The 19,492-nt window shown below is 69.2% G+C and carries 20 protein-coding genes and 1 riboswitch; of the genes, 8 read left to right on the plus strand and 12 right to left on the minus strand.

The features are described from left to right. The first annotated feature begins 371 nt into the window (after positions 1-371). A complete protein-coding gene (gene dnaB, locus OG379_RS19855) occupies positions 372-1,829 on the plus strand; it encodes a replicative DNA helicase (protein WP_181011555.1) in 1,458 nt (485 codons plus the stop codon). A 9-nt stretch (positions 1,830-1,838) separates the two neighbouring features. Here the strand turns inward: dnaB and OG379_RS19860 are convergent, their stop codons facing one another. Together OG379_RS19860 and OG379_RS19865 are read right to left on the minus strand one after the other, a co-directional pair. Next, entirely contained in the window at positions 1,839-2,564 is a 726-nt protein-coding gene (locus OG379_RS19860; protein WP_405664540.1) for a dienelactone hydrolase family protein, read from the minus strand. Positions 2,565-2,682: 118 nt separating this feature from the next. Beyond that, positions 2,683-3,696, minus strand: coding sequence for an NADPH:quinone reductase (locus tag OG379_RS19865; RefSeq protein ID WP_405664542.1), 1,014 nt, complete (start codon positions 3,694-3,696; stop codon positions 2,683-2,685). Between the two features lie 453 nt (positions 3,697-4,149). On the opposite strand from OG379_RS19865, the gene OG379_RS19870 reads away from it, so the two are divergent. Further along, positions 4,150-5,529 (plus strand): serine hydrolase domain-containing protein, encoded by a 1,380-nt coding sequence (locus OG379_RS19870; RefSeq protein WP_405664544.1) that lies wholly within the window; start codon positions 4,150-4,152, stop codon positions 5,527-5,529. Positions 5,530-5,576: 47 nt separating this feature from the next. Here OG379_RS19870 and OG379_RS19875 read toward each other — a convergent pair whose 3' ends face one another. From OG379_RS19875 to OG379_RS19885, 3 genes are read right to left on the minus strand one after another with little or no spacing between them, the layout of a single operon-like run. Then, positions 5,577-6,740: a winged helix DNA-binding domain-containing protein gene (locus OG379_RS19875; RefSeq protein ID WP_405664546.1), complete on the minus strand. Its 1,164-nt coding sequence runs from the start codon at positions 6,738-6,740 to the stop codon at positions 5,577-5,579. Between the two features lie 40 nt (positions 6,741-6,780). After that, positions 6,781-7,233, minus strand: coding sequence for a GNAT family N-acetyltransferase (locus tag OG379_RS19880; protein WP_393763692.1), 453 nt, complete (start codon positions 7,231-7,233; stop codon positions 6,781-6,783). Positions 7,234-7,261: 28 nt separating this feature from the next. After that, a complete protein-coding gene (locus OG379_RS19885) occupies positions 7,262-7,720 on the minus strand; it encodes a MarR family winged helix-turn-helix transcriptional regulator (RefSeq protein WP_393763694.1) in 459 nt (152 codons plus the stop codon). 151 nt (positions 7,721-7,871) lie between these two features. Between OG379_RS19885 and OG379_RS19890 the strand changes: the two genes are divergently transcribed. After that, a complete protein-coding gene (locus OG379_RS19890; protein ID WP_405664549.1) occupies positions 7,872-9,116 on the plus strand; it encodes an MFS transporter in 1,245 nt (414 codons plus the stop codon). Here the strand turns inward: OG379_RS19890 and OG379_RS19895 are convergent. From OG379_RS19895 to OG379_RS19915, 5 genes are all read right to left on the minus strand, one after another. Continuing rightward, positions 9,016-9,528, minus strand: coding sequence for a DUF2269 domain-containing protein (locus tag OG379_RS19895; protein WP_405664551.1), 513 nt, complete (start codon positions 9,526-9,528; stop codon positions 9,016-9,018). The two genes, OG379_RS19890 and OG379_RS19895, sit on opposite strands and share 101 nt — an antisense overlap. A 118-nt stretch (positions 9,529-9,646) precedes the next feature. Then, positions 9,647-10,126 (minus strand): NUDIX domain-containing protein, encoded by a 480-nt coding sequence (locus OG379_RS19900; protein ID WP_405664553.1) that lies wholly within the window; start codon positions 10,124-10,126, stop codon positions 9,647-9,649. 52 nt (positions 10,127-10,178) lie between these two features. Next, positions 10,179-11,075, minus strand: coding sequence for a LysR family transcriptional regulator (locus OG379_RS19905; RefSeq protein WP_405664555.1), 897 nt, complete (start codon positions 11,073-11,075; stop codon positions 10,179-10,181). Positions 11,076-11,335: 260 nt separating this feature from the next. Beyond that, positions 11,336-12,460: a cystathionine gamma-lyase gene (locus OG379_RS19910; protein WP_405664556.1), complete on the minus strand. Its 1,125-nt coding sequence runs from the start codon at positions 12,458-12,460 to the stop codon at positions 11,336-11,338. 64 nt (positions 12,461-12,524) lie between these two features. Further along, positions 12,525-12,902 (minus strand): phage holin family protein, encoded by a 378-nt coding sequence (locus OG379_RS19915; protein WP_405664557.1) that lies wholly within the window; start codon positions 12,900-12,902, stop codon positions 12,525-12,527. 78 nt (positions 12,903-12,980) lie between these two features. Here OG379_RS19915 and OG379_RS19920 point away from each other — a divergent pair, with 78 nt between their 5' ends. From OG379_RS19920 to OG379_RS19935, 4 genes are all read left to right on the plus strand, one after another. Continuing rightward, positions 12,981-13,298 (plus strand): cupin domain-containing protein, encoded by a 318-nt coding sequence (locus OG379_RS19920; protein WP_362927564.1) that lies wholly within the window; start codon positions 12,981-12,983, stop codon positions 13,296-13,298. 151 nt (positions 13,299-13,449) lie between these two features. Then, positions 13,450-13,659, plus strand: a complete 210-nt coding sequence (locus OG379_RS19925; RefSeq protein WP_099173639.1) for a DUF5326 family protein — start codon at positions 13,450-13,452, stop codon at positions 13,657-13,659. 287 nt (positions 13,660-13,946) lie between these two features. Next, positions 13,947-14,714, plus strand: a complete 768-nt coding sequence (locus tag OG379_RS19930) for an IclR family transcriptional regulator (RefSeq protein ID WP_393763709.1) — start codon at positions 13,947-13,949, stop codon at positions 14,712-14,714. Positions 14,715-14,815: 101 nt separating this feature from the next. Further along, on the plus strand, positions 14,816-15,253 hold the full coding sequence (locus tag OG379_RS19935) for an SsgA family sporulation/cell division regulator (protein ID WP_073750747.1): 438 nt from the start codon (positions 14,816-14,818) through the stop codon (positions 15,251-15,253). Positions 15,254-15,317: 64 nt separating this feature from the next. On the opposite strand, the gene OG379_RS19940 is transcribed toward OG379_RS19935, so the two are convergent. Further along, entirely contained in the window at positions 15,318-16,673 is a 1,356-nt protein-coding gene (locus OG379_RS19940; protein ID WP_405664558.1) for a YibE/F family protein, read from the minus strand. 71 nt (positions 16,674-16,744) lie between these two features. Then, positions 16,745-16,878: riboswitch (TPP riboswitch) on the plus strand. Here OG379_RS19940 and thiC point away from each other — a divergent pair. Beyond that, positions 16,871-18,664 carry a phosphomethylpyrimidine synthase ThiC gene (gene thiC / locus OG379_RS19945; RefSeq protein WP_405664559.1) on the plus strand — a complete coding sequence of 598 codons (1,794 nt, stop codon included), beginning with the start codon at positions 16,871-16,873 and terminating at the stop codon, positions 18,662-18,664. Its footprint overlaps the riboswitch before it by 8 nt. Positions 18,665-18,741: 77 nt before the next feature. Here thiC and OG379_RS19950 read toward each other — a convergent pair whose 3' ends face one another. Beyond that, positions 18,742-19,479, minus strand: coding sequence for a methyltransferase domain-containing protein (locus OG379_RS19950; protein WP_405664560.1), 738 nt, complete (start codon positions 19,477-19,479; stop codon positions 18,742-18,744). Positions 19,480-19,492 lie beyond the last annotated feature (13 nt).

Genomic DNA, 19,492 nt, shown 5'->3' on the forward strand with positions numbered 1-19,492 from the left:
CTGAGGGCCGAAGTTTTTCTCCCCCACAGCCGGTGGATTGAGAAATGGCAGGTCAGGGGCCTCTTTGGAGGGCGGGTATGAGTTTGTCCACAGTGCTGTCCCCTGGTCCGTGCACAGGATCGGACGGGTTCTCCACAGCATCTGGTGCGTCATCCACATGCCCTGTGGATAACCAGATTGGCTGACGGTGCGGACCGGCCTACCGTGGTGCGGCGCCCGCACTCCGTTCCGGCATGGAAATCCGCAGAACTTGACGCGCCGGAACCGGAGTCGGGCGTCTTGTTTGTCGGTGCTGTGCCGTAAGAAAGAGTGGCACGGCTAGGTCCGCGAAGCGGACGGGAGGAGGTGGCCCGGTGAGCATTCCCGAGCCTTTGGACGATCCCTGGGCCGATGTCGGTCCGAGTGACCGTCTGCCCGTTTCCCGTCAGCGCCGCGGAGAGGGCAAGGGGCGCGACGAGCAGCACGAGCGGGGCCGGGAGAGCGGCTGGGACGGCGGCTCGTCCGGCTTCGAGCGGGTGCCTCCGCAGGATCTCGACGCCGAGCAGTCCGTCCTCGGCGGCATGCTGCTCTCCAAGGACGCCATCGCGGACGTCGTGGAGATCATCAAGGGCCACGACTTCTACCGTCCTGCCCACGAGACCGTCTATACGGCGATCCTCGACCTCTATGCCAAGGGGGAGCCGGCCGACCCGATCACGGTGGCGGCCGAGCTGGTCAAGCGCGGCGAGATCACCAAGGTCGGCGGAGCCCCGTATCTGCACACGCTGGTCCAGTCCGTACCGACCGCGGCCAACGCGTCGTATTACGCGGAGATCGTCCACGAGCGGGCTGTGCTCCGGCGTCTCGTCGAGGCCGGCACCAAGATCACCCAGATGGGATACGCGGCCGACGGCGACGTCGACGAGATCGTCAACTCCGCGCAGGCCGAGATCTACGCCGTCACGGAGCAGCGCACCAGCGAGGACTACCTGCCGCTCGGCGACATCATGGAAGGTGCCCTCGACGAGATCGAGGCCATCGGTTCCCGCAGCGGCGAGATGACAGGTGTTCCGACCGGGTTCACCGATCTCGACTCCCTGACCAACGGCCTGCACCCCGGCCAGATGATCGTCATCGCCGCCCGCCCCGCCATGGGTAAGTCCACCCTCGCCCTGGACTTCGCCCGGGCCTGCTCGATCAAGAGCAACCTGCCGAGCGTGATCTTCTCCCTGGAGATGGGTCGCAACGAGATCGCGATGCGTCTGCTGTCCGCCGAGGCCCGGGTGGCGCTCCACCACATGCGCTCCGGGACGATGACCGACGAGGACTGGACGCGGCTCGCCCGTCGAATGCCGGACGTGTCGGCCGCGCCGCTCTACATCGACGATTCGCCGAACCTGTCGATGATGGAGATCCGTGCGAAGTGCCGTCGCCTCAAGCAGCGCAACGACCTCAAGCTCGTGGTCATCGACTACCTGCAGCTGATGCAGTCCGGTGGTGCCAAACGGGCGGAGAGCCGTCAGCAGGAGGTCTCGGACATGTCCCGAAACCTCAAGCTCCTCGCCAAGGAGCTGGAGCTTCCCGTCATCGCGCTGTCCCAGCTGAACCGTGGCCCCGAACAGCGCACGGACAAGAAGCCGATGGTCTCCGACCTGCGTGAATCCGGCTCCATCGAGCAGGACGCCGACATGGTGATCCTGCTGCACCGCGAGGACGCGTACGAGAAGGAGTCACCGCGCGCGGGCGAGGCGGACCTGATCGTGGCGAAGCACCGTAACGGCCCGACGGCGACGATCACCGTGGCCTTCCAGGGCCACTACTCCCGCTTCGTGGACATGGCCCAGACCTGACATTCCAGCTCACTCCGCAACGGGCAGGCACTCGGCGAGCAGGCCGACGATGTCGCGCCAGGCTCGCTGCGCGTGCTGCGGGTGGTATCCGACGCCGGGGAGCACGGTCTGGTCCACCGGCGGGTGGTGGAAGGCGTGCAGGGCGCCTCCGTAGACCACGAGCCGCCAGTCGACGCCCGCGGCCTGCATCTCGGCGGTGAAGGCGTCCCGTGGCGCAGGGGGCATGATCGGGTCCTCCGATCCGACCCCCGCCCACACGGGGCAACGGATGCGCGCCGCTTCGCCCGGGCGTCCAGTGGTCAGTGCGTTGACAGTCCCGATCGCGCGCAGGCCGACGCCGTCACGCCCGAGTTCCAGCGCGATGGCGCCCCCGGTGCCGTAGCCGACCGCGGCGATCCGGTCGGGGTCGGTCCGTGGCTCGGCGCGCAGCACATCGAGTGCCGCGTGGCCGATGCCCCGCATCCGGTCGGGATCGGCGAGCAGGGGAGTCACACGCGCCAGCATCTCCTGCGGGTCGGTGAACCAGCGCCCGCCGTGGAGGTCGAAGGCCAGCGCCACATAACCCAGTTCGGCGAGGGCGTCCGCCCGGCGGCGCTGGAAGTCGTTCAGGCCCGGACCCTCCGGACCGATCAGGACCGCGGGCCGACGGCCGGTACCGGCGGGGAGCGCGAGGTGCCCGATCATCGTCAGGCCGTCGGCGGGGTAGTGGACCGTGCGCGTGGTGACCGTCGTCATGAGACGGGACTGTAGTGACGGCCGAGCCCGGCCGGGCCGGGCTCAACCCCGGGCAGAACGGTGCGGGCCGGCCTTGGCCCCGGGCAGATCGGTGCCCGGGCCCGCACCCGGGAGAACGTCATGGGATGTCGAGCAGGACCTTCCCGACCACGCCCTGTTCGAGCGCTGCGTGGGCGTCGGCGGCGCGCTCCAGTGTGAAGCGGTGCAACGGCAGACCGGCCTCATCGCCCACGCGCAGCGCGCCCGCTGCCACGGCTGCCGCGACGTCGGTGAGCCCCTGCTGCTTCGCCGCTGCCGGCACGGTGTACACGAAGACGCTCTGCCAGCGCAGGTTCGCCGACAGCGAGGAGAGCACCGGTACGGACAGCCGCTCGTCCTCGCCGCCCGCGTAATAGGCCACCACGGCCCCCTGGGCGGCCACCGCGACATCGAGAGCGGAGTTGGTGCCCGGTGCGACCTCCACGACGATGTCGACGCCCTCGGGGGCGAAGGCCAGAATCTCCGCCGCCGCGTCCTGTGCGCGGTAGTCGACGACCAGGTGGGCACCGGCCGCGCGCGCCAGGGCGGCCTTGGCCGGACCACTCACCGTGGTGATCACACGCGCTCCGGCCCAGCGGGCGAGCTGGACGGCGGCGTTCCCGACAGCGCCGGCGCCTCCTGCCACCAGTACGGTCGTGTCCCGCAGGCTGCCGGGCGCGAGACTCCCCGGTCCGCCGTCGTGAACGGTCAGCGCACGGTGGGCGGTCAGCGCCGGGATACCCAGGGCCGCACCGAGCTCGAACGGGGCGTGGTCAGGCAGGGTGACAGCTTGCCGGTCGGGGACGAGCGTGTACTGCTGTGCCGTTCCCCAGGGCCGCCCCCACGCGGCCTCCCAGATCCACACCCGCTGCCCGACCCGCGACGGGTCGACCTGCGGGCCGACGGCGTCGATCACCCCGGCGCCGTCCTGGTGGGGCACCTGCTCCCTCATGCCCGGCGGCAGCTCGCGTCTGCGGCTGCGCCAGTCGGTGGGGTTGACACCCGAGACGTGCACACGGACGCGTACCTCGCCCGGGCCCGGTTCGGGAACCGGACGCTCGACGACTTGGAGGACCTCGGGCCCACCGGCAGCCGTCCGGATGACGGACTTCATCTCTCACCCATCCCTCGTTCGCCCCTCGGACGGCGACGCCCGGGAGAGCGTCGCTGCGCAGGCGATAACCCGCTGAACCTCCTCACGGAGCCGACTATTCCGGGCACTGCGTCGCGGTACTGGGCAGATGAAGCCTGCGCCGAGCGCTTACGGACGCTCGCGCCGTACCTGCACGAAAGGGCTCGGCACTGCGGGAAAGGCGCTTGCGCAGCCACCGTGCCTGAAGCACTCTCGGTGCCGTAGTCGTGCCCCGGACCGGGGGCCGTGGCCTTCCCACCACCAACCCGCCTGCGCGGAGAACGTGCGTGTCTTCGACAACGGGGTGCTCGTCAGGACGTACAGCCGCACACGCTGATCAGACGGTTCGCCCGTGGCGCCGCGGGACGGTCCCGGCGTCGGCCCGTCGGGCCAAATGGGTTCGTCAAGCTGATGAGGCGCGGGTCATGCTTGGGCATGACCTCTTCCGAAGCCCTGCTTCCCAGCACCCGGCGTGCCCTGCTGCACCGTGTCGCCACCGCACAGTCCGAAGGCCGGACCCCTTCCCTCGTCGCCGCGGTGCAGAAGGAGGGGGAGATCGCCTGGAGCGGCGCCCGTAGCTGTGTGGACGGCCACGAGCCCGATGGTGAAACGCAGTTCAGGATCGGTTCCATCACCAAGACGTTCACCGCTGTGCTGGTCATGCGCCTGCGCGACGAGGGGCTGCTGGATCTGGACGATCCCCTGGAGAAGCACCTGCCGGGCACGGACGTCGGGCACCTGACCGTCTTCCAACTGCTGGGCCACAGTGGGGGTCTGGCTGCAGAGACGCCGGCCCCGTGGTGGGAGAGGACCCCGGGCTCCACGCGGCCTGAGCTGGCGGATGTGCTCGGCGAGAGGCCGGTGATCCACCCGTCCGGCCACGGGCACCACTACTCCAACCCGGGTTACACGCTGCTCGGCTCGCTCGTGGAGAGGCTGCGCGGGGAGTCCTGGGCTGAGGCGCTGCACCGCGAGATTCTGGAACCGCTGGGGATGGACCGTACGACCCCGGAGGCGCATGCCCCGCATGCGGGCGGCTGGGCCGTCCACCCATGGGCCGATGTCATGATGCCCGAGCCGTCCGAGGACCTCGGACTGATGGCACCGGCCGGTCAGCTCTGGTCGACCACCACCGACCTGCTCCGCTTCGCGGCCTTCCTGGCTCAGGGTGACGACCGGGTGCTCCGTGCGTCCTCGGTCGCGGAGATGCGCGCTCCCGCCGCTCCGGCCGAAGCGGGTGACTGGGCCGGTACGTACGGTCTCGGTCTTCAGGCCGTACGGCGCGGGAACCGCACACTCCTCGGCCATTCGGGATCGCTCCCCGGCTTCCTGGCCACGCTGTGGTTCAGCGTCGAGGACGACGTGGCTGCCGTGGTGCTCTCGAACGCCACCTCGGGCCCCCTGACCGGTACGGTGGCCGCGGATCTCGTGCAGATCGTCGCGGACGCGGAGCCGAGGATCCCCGAGCCCTGGCGCCCGCTGCCCGAGGTCGACGAAGAGCTGCTGTCGCTGACGGGGCCCTGGTACTGGGGCACCCAGGTCCATGCCCTGAAGCTGCTCGCGGACCGGGGCCTGGAGTTTCAGCCGCTGCGGGGCGCCGGTCGCGCGGCCCGGTTCCGGGCACGCCCCGACGGGACCTGGACGGGCCTCAACGGCTACTACGCGGGGGAGACGCTCAGGGTCGTACGCGCCGATGACGGCTCGGTGGACCATCTCGACCTGGGGTCGTTCGTCTTCACCCGGGAACCGTACGAGCGGAGCGCGGAGATCCCCGGTGGGGTGGACGAGGGTGGCTGGCGAGGGCTCGTCCTCTGAGGGGCACGGGCCGGTGTTTCACGTGAAACACCCTTGGTGGCACGGAATCAGGCCGTCAGTTCGCGTTCCAGAGGTGTCCGGAAGCGCGGGGTGACCCGGGCGTCGCCCGCCCACGCCGACAGCCGGCCCGCCTCTGCCTCGATGAGCTGTGAAGCCTCCCGTCCCACGTCGGACAGCAGGCGCCACACCGGCTCGCCGTCCGCGCGCTGGGCCCAGCCGCCCACGATCCCGCCGTTCCACCACACCGTGGGGCCGATGTTGCCGGCACGGTCGAAGAGGACGGCTCGATGACCGGTGGGGAGGTGGAAGCCGCGGTCGGCCCAGCCCATGGCGCTCGGGTCCAGGCCGGGCAGCAGGGCCGCCCAGGGCTCAGGAGAAGGTTCGGTGGCGAGATCCCCGGGAGCGACCCAGCCGACTGCCCCGTTGTCGAGCTGGACCTCCTCGGCGCCGACGGCAGCCAGGGCCGCGCGCGTCTCACGGACGCCCCAGCCGGTCCACCACTTCAGATCGCCTTCGGTCGCGGGACCGTAGGAGAGGAGCCAGCGCCTGGCCACTTCCGCCCGGGCCTCGGCGGGATCCGAGGCGGGCCATGGCTCGGCCGCCGTCCAGCGGAATTGGCTGGAAGTCCACGAACCGCGCGGCCGGTCCCGCCGGATGCGCCCGTCGGCGGCCAGCACCCGGATCACCCGGGTGGCTATTCCCTGCACCGCCTCCTGCCTCGTCCCGGGGAAGAGGGTGATCTTCGTGCGCAGAGCCGGAACGGCCGCCGACAGCTCGCTCCCCGTGGCGTGGCCCCGAGCGGTCAGCGCGGCGAGCGTCTGGAGCTCGGTATCGGCAAGCCAACGCTCGTCCAGCCCCTGGCCGTCCTCGTGCAGGTGCTTGAGAAGCCGCCGTCGTTCCTTGACGGCCACGGCGCGTGCGCTCGACGCGTCGATGGCGGGTGCGGCCTCCGCGGACACGGTGAACAACGTGTTGCGCATGGAGAGCAGCCGCACCAGTGAGACGTCCTCGTAGAGCGCCCGCTCCACCGCCCCGACCCCGGGGTCGGTCAGCCGCGCGCAGATGGAGAGGAAGACCGTGGCGGCGTCGGTCGCATGCAGGGCGACGACGGCGTCCGCCACAGCGACGGCGGACGTGGCCCGCGCGGACGGGGCCAGCAGATGCCGCCGGCCGAGCCTGATCCTGCGCTGCTCGTCATCGATGCGGTGCACGTGATCTCCCTGCCGGCGGAGCTGTCCGGGACTCTGCGGTTCAGAGGGTGAGTTTGAAGCCCACGTGGCTCGCGGTGAAGCCGAGCCGCTCGTAGAAACGGTGGGCGTCCGTACGGGTGGCGTCCGAGGTCAGCTGCACCAACTGGCAGTCCTGACGCCTGGATTCATCGACGGCCCACTGGATCAACTGCGTGCCGAGGCCACTGCCGCGCTCGTCCGCGTGGACGCGGACGCCCTCGATGACGGAGCGGGTCGCACCACGCCGGGACAGCCCGGGGACGATCGTGAGCTGGAGGGTGCCCACGACGCGGCCCTGGCGCACGGCCACGGTCAGATGCTGGTTCGGGTCGTCGGCGAGCCGCCGGAACGCGGCGTGGTAGGGCGTGAGGTCGTCCGGCGACTCGCGCTGCGCACCCAGTGGGTCGTCGGCGAGCATGGCCACGATGGCGGGGATGTCCGCGAGTGCCGCGGGACGTATGTCGAGATCGCTCATGATCGGCAGACTACGCAAACCGGCCCGATCAGGCGGGGACCTTCAGTGCCTCGACCGTCCGGACCAGCGGGGCGAGCTCCGGGTTCTCGGCAGCCTCGTCGAGAGCGGCGCGGAGGGCGGTGTCGTTGGTCGGCCTCGCCTCGCTCAGCAGCGTGAGGCCCGCTTCGGTGACGTCCGTGTAGATGCCCCGCCGGTCTGTGTCGCAGAGGTAGCGGGTGAGGAGCCCCCGGTCCTCGAGACGGGTGACCAGCCGCGTGGTGGCGCTCTGGCTCAGCACCACGGCGTCCGCCACCTGCTTCATCTGCAGGTGTCCGCCGGTGCCGCTGTGCTGGCGGCTCAGTACGTCGAGCAGCGAGAACTCACGCGCGCTGAGGCTGTGGCGGGTCTGCAGCGCCCGTTCGATGCGGGCCTCGATCTTCCCGTGGAGCAGGGAGAGGGCGCACCAGCTCTGCGCGAGGGCCGTCAGTGCGGGATCTGTCGCTGTCATGGTCTCTCCTCCGTACGGGAGCTGCTTCCCTCAGCTGCTCCCCCCAGGATAGGGCACACACGCAATAGCCCGCGCTTGCAATTAAAGAGCGTCTGCAATTATTGTGGACGCTCGTAAGGCGCAGACGCAATCTTTCAGGAAGGTTCCACCCATGCCGCTCGCGCTCCTCGCCCTCGCCATCGGGGCATTCGGAATCGGCACCACCGAGTTCGTGATCATGGGGTTGCTTCCCGATGTCGCGGCGGACTTCCACGTCTCGATCCCGACCGCAGGCTTCCTGGTCACGGGCTACGCATTGGGCGTGGTCCTCGGGGCTCCGCTGATGACCGCTCTGGGCACCCGGGTGACCAGAAAGCGGATGCTGATGCTCCTGATGGGGCTCTTCGTCGTGGGGAACGTGGTGTCCGCACTCGCCCCGACCTTCGGTGCGATGCTCACCGGACGAGTGATCGCCTCACTCGCCCATGGCGCCTTCTTCGGTATCGGATCGGTCGTCGCGGCGGATCTGGTCGCCCCGGAGAAGAAGGCCGGTGCCATCGCCATGATGTTCACCGGGCTCACGGTCGCCAACGTCGTAGGCGTCCCGCTGGGGACCTTCATCGGTCAGACCCTCGACTGGCGCGTCACGTTCTTCGTCGTCGCGGGGCTCGGTGTCCTGGGCCTCCTCGGCGTGGCGAAGCTCGTTCCTGAGCAGCCGAAGCCCCAGGGGGTGCGGATCCGCCACGAACTGGCCGCGTTCCGCAATGTCCAGGTGCTGCTCGCCATGGCGATGACGGTCCTGGGCTTCGGCGGCGTCTTCGCGGCGATCACGTACATCACCCCGATGATGACGGAGACCGCCGGCTTCGCGACATCCTCCGTCACCTGGCTGCTCGTCCTCTTCGGGCTCGGCATGGTCGGCGGGAATCTGCTCGGCGGGAAGTTCGCCGACCGCCATCTGATGCCGATGCTGTACGTGTCGCTCGGTGCGCTGGCCGCGGTCCTGGCCCTGTTCACGCTGACCGCGCACAACAAGATCGCTGCCGCGGTGACGATCGTCCTCATCGGGGCTCTCGGCTTCGCCACCGTTCCGCCGCTCCAGAAGCGCGTTCTCGACCAGGCGGCCGGTGCGCCCACCCTGGCCTCCGCCGTCAACATCGGAGCCTTCAACCTCGGGAACGCGCTTTCGGCGTGGCTGGGCGGCATCGTGATCGCGGCCGGGTTCGGTTACACCGCGCCCAACTGGGTCGGCGCCGCCCTCGCAGCGGCCGCGCTGCTTCTGGCGGTGCTCTCCGGTGTGCTCGACCGGCGCCCGGTCACCCCCGGCCGGCAGGTTGCCGCGCATCCTGCTGAGCCTGCCGCAGCCGACGGCCCCGGCGAGTCGGTCCCCACGGCTTCAGTACCGATATCGCGGTGATGAAGAGGTACGTGGCCGTGGCCACCGAGGGTGCGATCACCAGATCGATGTCTGTTGCACCCCGGGCCGCGGCCTCGTTGATGCCCGGTCGGAGCGAGAACACCGACAACCCCGCGGTGATCAGAGTCAGCCAGAACTTCGTCCAGACCCAACGGTGCCTGGCCAGGCCCCACGGGGTGCCGAGCGCCAGCAGCAGACCACTGAAAAGGGACAGCAGGGCGACCGGCACGACGAGCCAGTCACCGAAGACCTTCATGGCGCGGGTGGCCGCCTGAGCCATCGCGGCGTCGTTGGTGAGGAACGCGGTGAGGCCGAGAGTCAGCAGCCCCACGGTGAGGCCCAGCCAGCTCACGGACACCGCTACGTGGGCGACGAGGATGCTGCGGCGCGCAGGACGCTTGAGTGGTTTCACGTGAAACACGGTGCCAAGCGCGGAGTGAACGGTCATCTGACAGCGGGAGTATCCCCGGCTACTGGCCTCGGCGTAGGCGGGAGTGTTCCGCCTACGCCGCACTTCCTCCCCACCCGGCTCAGCCCAGGTCGGGTGCGTGCATCGCCCGTACGCCTTCGATGTTGCCGTCCAGGTAGTGCCGCAGTGACAGGGGCACGAGGTGTACGGCCGCGATGCCGACGCGGCTGAAGGGCACCCGGACGATCTCGTACTCCCCGCATGGTTCGTCGATTTCCGGTCCATGGCGACGCGACGGGTCCATCGAGGCGAGTCGGCAGACGAAGAAGTGCTGCACCTTCACGCCTTTGACGCCGCCGCCGGCGATATGTTCGACGGTGTCCACGAAGCAGGGCACGACATCGAGGATCTTGGCGCCGAGCTCCTCGTCGACCTCGCGGTGCAGTGCGTCGACGACGGTGGCGTCCTCCGGCTCGACTCCGCCACCCGGCGTGAGCCAGTACGGATCGACACCGGGCTTGGTGCGCTTGATCAGGATGAGGTCATCGCCGTCGAGAAGGACGGCGCGTGCTGTGCGCTTGACCACCGGACGTTCGGTCATGGCAAGAGAGTGGCCCAGGAAACCCGATCTGAAACTCCTGTCAGCCGACCGGTCACCAGTCCACGGCAGCACGCACCAGCCACTCGTGCGCCCGTGCGATGTGCGGGAGGCCGAGTGTGCCGGTCCTCGCTATGAGGAAGTACGTGCGCAGCGGTGGAACCGGAGGGTCCAGCAGCGCCACGACCTCCCCCCGCTCCAGCGCGTCCTCGCACAGATAGCGCGGCAGTACGGCGAGGCCGGCGCCCGCTGCCGCGCACTCCAGGACCGCACGGAGGTCCGGCGCGATCACGGCGGCGGACGCTGCGGGGCGGCTGTCGAAGACCGTCGCCCAGTATCGGGAGACCAGGGGGAGGCTCTCGTGCACCTCGACCACCGGCAACTGCTCCAGAAGTACGGAGCCCTTGTGACGCAACGCGCCGGGGCCCAGGCGCCCTGCCCAGCGCGGCGCGGCGACCAGGACGTGCTCCTCGTCGCAGAGGGTGGTCGACGTCAGCAGTCCACCGCGCGGACGGGCGGTGGTGATGGCCAGATCATGGTGTCCGGCCGCCAGCCCTTCGAGGGCGTCCTCGGGGTTCGCGACGAAGGTGCTGCGCAGCGCGAGCCCCTGGGAGATCAGAGGGGTGAGGGCGGGCAGGGCCCGTACGGAGGTGAACTCCGGGGGGCCCGCCAGGTGCAGTGTGCGCGCCCCCGCCTCCGCGTCGAGCTCCACCTCGACGATGTCGACCAGGGCGTCCAGGTGAGGGGCGGCCCGGTGGGCCAGCTCGTCGCCGACGGTGGTCGGGGTCACCCCGCGGGCCCTGCGCAGGAAGAGCGGGCGGCCCAGCTGACGTTCCAGCGCGCGTATCTGCGAGGTGACGGCCGGCTGGGACAGGCCGAGCAGGGCGGCGGCCCGGGTGAACGAACCCGCCCGGTGCACCGTGACGAATGTGCGCAGCAGGGCCAGGTCCATGGTCCGCCCCTCCAGCCTCGCGCATACTGTGCCGTCCCTCACGACGGCCCCAACTATAAATATGTCGATAGGTTGCTGTCGCTACTGTGATTGGACACTGACGCACAGTCAACTAGCCTTGTCCAAGCGGTTCTCGGCGCAGGAACCGGGGTGGTCCGAGTCACGAGGGGGGAGGCTCGGACCACCCGTCCGGAGCAGGACCGGTCCGGTTGACGGGGACGCCCGACCCGGACCGGTCCTGCTGGGACCGAAGGGAAAGGTCAGCGCACGGAGGCGTCCAGCGCGCGTTCCACGTCCGCCAGCAGATCCTCGGGATCCTCGGCGCCGACCGAGAACCGGATGAAGCCTTCCGGAACCGTGTCCCCGCCCCAGCGGGCCCGGCGCTCGGCCGTGGAGCGTAGGCCGCCGAAGCTCGTCGCGTCGTCGACCAGGCGGAGCCCGGCCAGGAAGCGCTCCGCGGTGCCCTTGTCCGCCAGCACGAACGAGACCACGGAGCCGAAGCGCCGCATCTGCCGGACGGCGGTCGGGTACGAGGGGTCCCCGGGCAGCCCCGGGTACCGGAGCCCCGCCACGTCCGCCCGCTCGGACAGGGCCTCGGCCAGTGTCAGGGCGGTCGCGCACTGGCGGTCGGTCCGCAGCTGCAGCGTGGCCAGCGAACGGTGCGCGAGCCAGGCCTCCATGGGGCCGGGGATGGCGCCGACCACCTTGCGCCAGCGCCGCACGCCGGCCGCGAGTTCCGGGTCCAGGCAGCTCACATGGCCGAGCAGGATGTCCCCGTGCCCGGTCATGCCCTTGGTGTCACTGGCCACCGAGAAGTCCGCCCCGAGTTCGAGGGGACGCTGGCCGAGAGGGGTGGCCAGCGTGTTGTCGACCGCCACCAGAACACCCGCGGCGTGCGCGGCCTCCACCAGCCTGCGCACGTCACAGACGTCGAGGCCGGGGTTGGAGGGGGTCTCGATCCACAGCAGCTTCGCTCCGTCGAGCAGTTCCAGCTGGGCGTCGCCGCCGGTCGGTGCGGTCCGCACCTCGATGCCGTACGCCTCCAGCTGCTCCCGCACCAGGGGGAGCGCCTGATAGCCGTCGTTCGGCAGGACCACGACGTCCCCCGTACGCGCCTGGGACAGCAGCACGGACGAGATGGCGGCCATCCCGGAGGCGAAGACCGTGGTCTCGACCTGCTCCCCCGGCGCCTCCAGCTCGCCGATGGCGCGCTCCAGGTGGGTCCAGGTCGGATTCGTCTCCCGGCCGTAGGTGTAGGGGCCGACCGGCTCACCGGACAGATGGAAGTGCGCGGCGAAGACCGGACCGGGAAGCGTGGGCTCGTACTGCTCCGGTTCCGGCAGGCCGGCTCGTACGGCCCGCGTCCCGTCGCCCGTGGTGCTCATGTCACTACCTCATCTCTCCCCGGCGTCCACCGGTCCGTCCTGCACTGTGTCATCAAGGGGTGGATCAGTCCTCGTCGGGGAGCACCACGTTGAGCGCCCAGGACACGACCGAGATGATGAGCCCGCCCAGGACCGCGGTCCAGAAGCCTTCGACATGGAAGCTCACGTCGATGACGCCGGCCAGCCACGAGGTCAGCATCAGCATGAGGGCGTTGACCACCAGTGTGATCAGCCCGAGCGTCAGGATGAACAGGGGCAGGGTGAGCAGCTTCACCACCGGCTTGACGATGAAGTTCACCAGACCGAAGAGCAAGGCCACCACGATCAGGGTGAGCACCTTGCGCGCGGTGTTGTCCCCGGTCAGCGTGATGTCCTGGAGCAACCAGATGGCCACGGCCAGGGCACCCGCGTTGGCGATCGTCTTGACTACGAAATTCTTCATGTGTCTGATCGTGGCAGACATGATCTGTGGCGGGCACCGCCGGGACAGACCAGCACGGGTGCGAGGGGCGGACGGACGATGAAGGCATTCAGACTGGACGAGCTGGAGGCGGAACGTGCTGCCAACGACGGCGCTTATCTGCAGTTCATCCGGGAACGCAACATGTCCGTGGGCCTGTACGCCCTGGACGCCGGCGCCCTCGACCCCCAGCAGCCGCACAAACAGGACGAGGTCTACCTCGTCGTGAGCGGCCGCGCCGCGATCACGGTCGGTACGGAGACCACGCAGGTGGCGCGGGGGAGCGTCGTGTACGTACCTGCGGGCGCCGCTCACAAGTTCCACCACATCACCGAGGACCTCAGGGTGATGGTGATCTTCTCCCCGCCCGAGGGCTGACCCGGTTCTCCCGGGGCCCGGGCCCCTCACGTCCCGATGTTCCCTAGGGGATCACTCAGGGGACTTCAAGGGCTCCCGGGCGCCCGCCGGCCACCCTCGCGCCTCTAGCATCGAAGCAGGAACTCACAGAGACGAGGTAGCGGCGATGGCGGTGCGGGAGATTTTCGCGGGGATGCCCTGGTGGGTGAAGTGGGTCGCGGTGCCTCTCATCGCGATCGTCGTGTTCGGCGGGCTGATCGCCAGTGTGGTCGGGTTCGTCATCGGGCTGCTGTTCAAGGCGCTGGTATTCGTCGTCCTCGTGGGCGGCCTGATCTTCGTCGTGCGGAAGTTCATGTCCTCGTCCGAGCGCAGCGACTGGTAGAGCCGCGGCCGGGCGCCCGGTCACGCGGTGTTCCGGAGACCACGTGGCGGCAACGGAATCCGGCGATTAGCCCAGCTGAGCTAAGTCACGGTCGAAACCTCACTCGTGACTGAACGTACGGATACAGTGGCGTACCGCTGCCGCCAGCTGGGAAATGACGGTCCGTCACCATCCTGCCCAGTGGTTTGTGCGACGGTCCGGTCTCCGGACCCCAGGCTCGCGGCGGGCCCGTGGGGGCGGCCCCCGCGGGTGGGCTGAGAGCCCGTCACCATGCCTGGGGGTGACCTGTGACCACGGCATCGAGTACCGCTGTCCCGACGTTGATCGGTTCGGTTCAGCGGGCGTTGAGACTTATGGAGGCTGTGGGCACCCATCGGGACGGGGCGCCGGCCAAGCAGCTCGCCCGGGAGGCCGGGCTTCCCCTTCCCACCGCCTACCACCTGCTGCGGACCCTGACCCATGAGGGGTATCTCCGCAGGGAGAACGGTGTCTTCCTGTTCGGAGCCGCTGCCGCGCGTCTGGGCGGAGGCCCCGCGACGCCGCGTCCCGGCGTGATCGTCGAATCGCTCGCCCACTGGGCGGACGTCATCGGTGCCCCTGTGTACTGCGCCCTGTACAAGGATGGCGAGATCGAGATGGTCGCCGTGGCGGAGACGCCGGCCGTCCCCGCGGTGCACGAGTGGGCCTCGTTCCGCGAGACGGGCCATGCCCACGCCCTCGGACAGTGCATTCTCGGGCAGCTCGACGAGCGTGCGCGCGAGGATCATCTGGACCGGCACCCGGTCCGGCCGCTGACGCGTTACTCCGTAAGGGACCGTCAGGCGTTGCTGAACCGGCTGAGATCGATGAAACGTACGGAACCTGTCGTCGAACGGCAGGAGTACGCCGAGGGAACCGTCTGTGCGGCCATTCCGATCACTGTCGGTTCCGCCGTGGCGGCCATGGCTGTTTCTCTCCCCCTGCACCAAGAGGAACGGTTGCTCCCCGCAGTCGAACAACTACGCTGCGAAGTGACCACTCTCTTGCGCTCGTTCGTGTTCTCTATCAGTATCTGAAAAATCACTCCTTGTGATCTGCTATCGCGTGCACCACGATGGCGTCAATAGGGCCATGGGGGATCATTCCTGGCCAGTTTCATCTACTGCGGGGTTGAACGATGCGCGAGTCGGTTCAAGCAGAGGTCATGATGAGCTTCCTCGTCTCCGAGGAGCTCTCCTTCCGTATTCCGGTGGAGCTCCGGTACGAGGTCAGTGATCCGTATGCGATCCGGATGACCTTCCACCTGCCAGGTGACGCCCCCGTCACCTGGGCATTCGGCCGTGAGCTGCTGCTCGACGGCCTCAACAGCCCCAGTGGTGACGGCGATGTGCACATCGGCCCGACCGAGCCCGAAGGGCTGTCGGATGTACACATCCGCCTTCAGGTCGGCGCGGACCGTGCGCTCTTCAGAGCCGGCACGGCACCTCTTGTGGCATTTCTCGACCGGACGGACAAGCTGGTGCCGTTGGGGCAGGAGCACACGCTGGGTGACTTCGACGGCAATCTGGAAGAGGCGCTGGGCCGCATCCTCGCCAAGGAACAGAACGCCGGCTGAAGAAGGAAGATCCGGCTGATCACCGAGCACCGGTGGCCCGGGTCCATGCGTCCCGTGTCCCGGCTCACGCCTTGCGGCGTCGTCCCCTCCCGGTCCGTGCGGGTGCAGGAGCTCCGGCTTCCGCGCCGAGCCCCGTGCGGTCCGCGGAGACCACCAGGGCCGCGAGCACCGTCGTCACCGGCACCGAGGCGACCAGGCCGATCGATCCGATCAGCGTGCGGACGATCTCCTCGGCGACGAGCTCACTGTTGGCCACCGTGCCCACGCTGCTCTGTGCGATCGAGAACAGCAGCAGCAGGGGAAGCGCCGCGCCCGCGTATGCGAGTACGAGCGTGTTGACGACCGAGGCGATGTGGTCGCGCCCGATCCGGATACCCGCCCGGTAGAGCCGGCGCACGCCCATCGTCGGGTCCGCCTGGTGCAGCTCCCAGACCGCCGACGTCTGGGTCACAGTCACGTCGTCGAGCACACCGAGCGAGCCGATGATCACACCGGCGAGCAGCAGGCCGCTCATGTCGATGCCCGGGTACAGCCCATGGATCAGGCCGGTGTTGTCATCCGTGTTCCCGGACAGGCTGGCCCAGCCGATGAAGAGCGAGCCGAGCAGCCCGATCAGCAGCAGCGAGATGAGTGTTCCGATGACGGCCACGGAGGTGCGGGCCGTCAGTCCGTGGCAGGTGTAGAGGGCGATCAGCATGATGGCGCTGGCCCCGATCACCGCGACGACCAGGGGGTTCGATCCCTGCAGGATCGCCGGAAGGATGAACAGGGTCAGCACGGCGAAGGAGACCGCGAGAGCGACCAGGGCCATCAGACCGCGCAGCCTGCCCACCGCGACCACCACGAGGGCGAAGATCCCCGCGAGCAGCGCCATCGGGAACGAGCGGTCCACGTCGGTCACCGAGTACTGCAGGTCCCGGGGCGCGTCGGGTGCGTACGCGACGACCACGCCCTGGCCCTCGCGCAGTTGCCGGGGTGCGTCGGGCTGGACGACCTCGACGAACGTACGGCCCTCGTCCTTGCCGGTGGTCACCTCGACCGTGGCCTTCTTGCACTCCCCCGACTGCTCGTTGACGGCTTCGCGTCCCGACGCGGTGGAGGTGTCTCCGGTCGGCGGTACCTGTGAGGCGTTGACGTCCGCGCAGTCGACCGACACGACCTGGGTGACCTTCCCGTCCTGGGTCTGGCGGTCGAAGCCGACTCCCGTGCGCTCATGGGCGGGTGCTCCGCCGGGCCAGAAGGCAACGAGGCCGACCAGGACCGCAGTGGCGAAGGGGATCAGCACGGCCGCGATGACCTTGCGCAGATGCTTGGACACAGGTGCGGCGGGCCCGTGGCTGTGGGTGTGGCCGTGCGCATGATTCTGTGTGCTGCCTGATGCGGGGCCGTGGGGTTCGGGGGCGCTTCCGGGGGACGTCACCCGGCGATCATCCCAAGAACCGGGGAGGCCCTCTGGCCAGCACGCCAGAACGGAGGTTAGCGTGGAGGCACATTTGTACACGCGGGAGCTCGGAGCACCGGGCTGAGAGGGCGCTGACCTCCGTATATCCGTACGGGACACGCTGCGCCGACCGCCGAACCTGTTACCGGGTAATGCCGGCGTAGGGAGTAGGTCTCATGACCACAGCGGACGCACGCACGCCTGCCTCGAAGCAGAACGCCCAGAACGGTGAGGGCGACGAGGCCAGGAAGTCCATCGGCTGGCACAAGGGTTACGTCCAGGGCTCACGCCCGGATCTCCGGGTGCCGGTCCGTCAGGTGCACCTCACCAACGGCAAGGACGTGACGCTGTACGACACGTCCGGGCCGTACACCGACCCCACCACCGACACCGACGTACGCCGGGGGCTGGCCCCTCTCCGGGAGAACTGGATCATCGCCCGGGGAGACACCGAGGAGTATGCGGGACGGCCCGCGCGTCCCGAGGACGACGGACTGAAGCACACCGCGCCGAGGGGCGGTCTGCGCAACCTGGACGCGGTCTTCCCGGGCCGCCCGCGCCAGCCCCGCCGCAGCCGCGACGGCCGGCCCGTCACGCAGCTCGCGTACGCCCGCCGGGGCGAGATCACCCCGGAGATGGAGTACGTCGCGATCCGGGAGAACGTCGGACCCGAGGTGGTGCGCGAGGAGATCGCGGCGGGCCGGGCGGTCCTGCCGGCCAACGTCAACCACCCGGAGATCGAACCGATGATCATCGGCAAGCGCTTCCTGGTGAAGGTCAACGCCAACATCGGCAACTCCGCGGTCACCTCCTCGATCGAGGAGGAGGTGGACAAGATGACCTGGGCCACCAAGTGGGGCGCCGACACGGTCATGGACCTCTCCACCGGCCGCAACATCCACACCACCCGCGAGTGGGTCCTGCGCAACTCCCCCGTGCCGATCGGCACCGTCCCCCTCTATCAGGCACTCGAGAAGGTCGACGGCCGGGCCGAGGAGCTGACGTGGGAGATCTACAAGGACACCGTCATCGAGCAGGCTGAGCAGGGCGTCGACTACATGACGGTGCACGCCGGGGTGCGGCTGCCGTACGTTCCGTTGACGGCCCGCCGCAAGACCGGGATCGTCTCGCGCGGCGGTTCCATCATGGCCGCATGGTGCCTGGCACACCACAAGGAGTCGTTCCTGTACGAGCACTTCGAGGAGCTCTGCGAGATCCTCGCGGCGTACGACGTGACGTACTCGCTCGGTGACGGACTGCGTCCCGGCTCCATCGCCGACGCCAATGACGAGGCCCAGTTCGCCGAACTCCGGACGCTCGGCGAGCTCAACACCGTCGCCAAGCGGTTCGGCGTACAGACCATGATCGAGGGCCCGGGGCACGTCCCCATGCACAAGATCAAGGAGAACATCGACCTCCAGCAGGAGATCTGCGAGGAGGCGCCCTTCTACACGCTGGGCCCCCTCACCACGGACGTCGCACCGGCGTACGACCACATCACCTCGGGCATCGGCGCGGCGATGATCGCCTGGTGGGGGACGGCGATGCTCTGTTACGTCACGCCCAAGGAGCACCTGGGGCTGCCGAACCGTGACGACGTGAAGACCGGTGTCATCACGTACAAGATCGCCGCTCATGCGGCGGACCTGGCCAAGGGGCACCCCGGGGCGCAGGAGTGGGACGACGCCCTGTCGGACGCCCGGTTCGAGTTCCGCTGGGAGGACCAGTTCAACCTGGCGCTCGACCCCGACACCGCGCGGGAGTTCCACGACGAGACGCTGCCGGCCGAGCCCGCGAAGACGGCCCACTTCTGCTCGATGTGCGGGCCCAAGTTCTGCTCGATGAAGATCTCCCACGACATCCGGCGGGAGCACGGCGACGAACAGGCCGCGATCGAGGCGGGGATGGCGGAGAAGTCCAGGGAGTTCGCAGCGAGCGGCAACCGCGTGTACCTGCCGCTGGCGGACTGACCCGCTGACCGTGGCGGGGGCCCGACGAGCCCCTGCCACGGTCCGGTGGCGCACAGCCGCTGCCGGCCGTCCGGTTCTCACACCGTGGGCGGCTTCCTCCACACGGAGACGTGCGACCTGCTGGACGCCGTGAACGGCGCCTCGGTCCAGTCGGCCCACCGCTCGGACGGCTCCAGGCCCGCGAGCTCCGCCATCAGATCGAGTTCGGCGGGCCAGACGTAGCGGTGGGGCGAGAGGAACGTGGAGACCCGGCCGTCGGCGATCGAGTAGTGGTGCGAGACCACCTGCTGCTTCACCAGGTCGTACGTGTCGAAGCCGACGTGCCGCTCGCCGACGTGAATCGGGCGGGCGGTCTCGCCCGGTGGCAGACGCTGCAGTTCGGGGATGAACACCTCGGCCACGAAGCGGCCGCCCGGCTCCAGATGCTCGGCGGCGTTGCGGAAGCACGCGACCTGCTCGCTCTGGGAGAGCAGGCAGGTGAGGGCGTTGTAGACGACGTAGACCAGGCTGAAAGTGCCCGGAGCCCGGGCGGTGGTCATGTCTCCGGCGGTCACGGCGATGTCGCTGCCACCGCGCTTCCTGCCGAGCTCCCGTGCCATCGGTCCGGACTTCTCGATTCCCGCCACGCCGACACCCCGAGCACTCAGCGGAAGTGCGACCCGTCCGGTTCCCACGGCGAACTCCAGCGCGGCGCTGCGGCCCGCACGGCGTTCGAGGAAGTCGACCGTGGGGCCCAGGACTTCGGGCGTGTACATGTGGGCGGAGGACTCGTCGTAGCTCTGCGCTACCTGGGTGTTCCAGATGTCCGCATCCATGACCCCGAAGGCT

Source organism: Streptomyces sp. NBC_01166 (assembly GCF_045039765.1).
Taxonomy (GTDB): domain Bacteria; phylum Actinomycetota; class Actinomycetes; order Streptomycetales; family Streptomycetaceae; genus Streptomyces.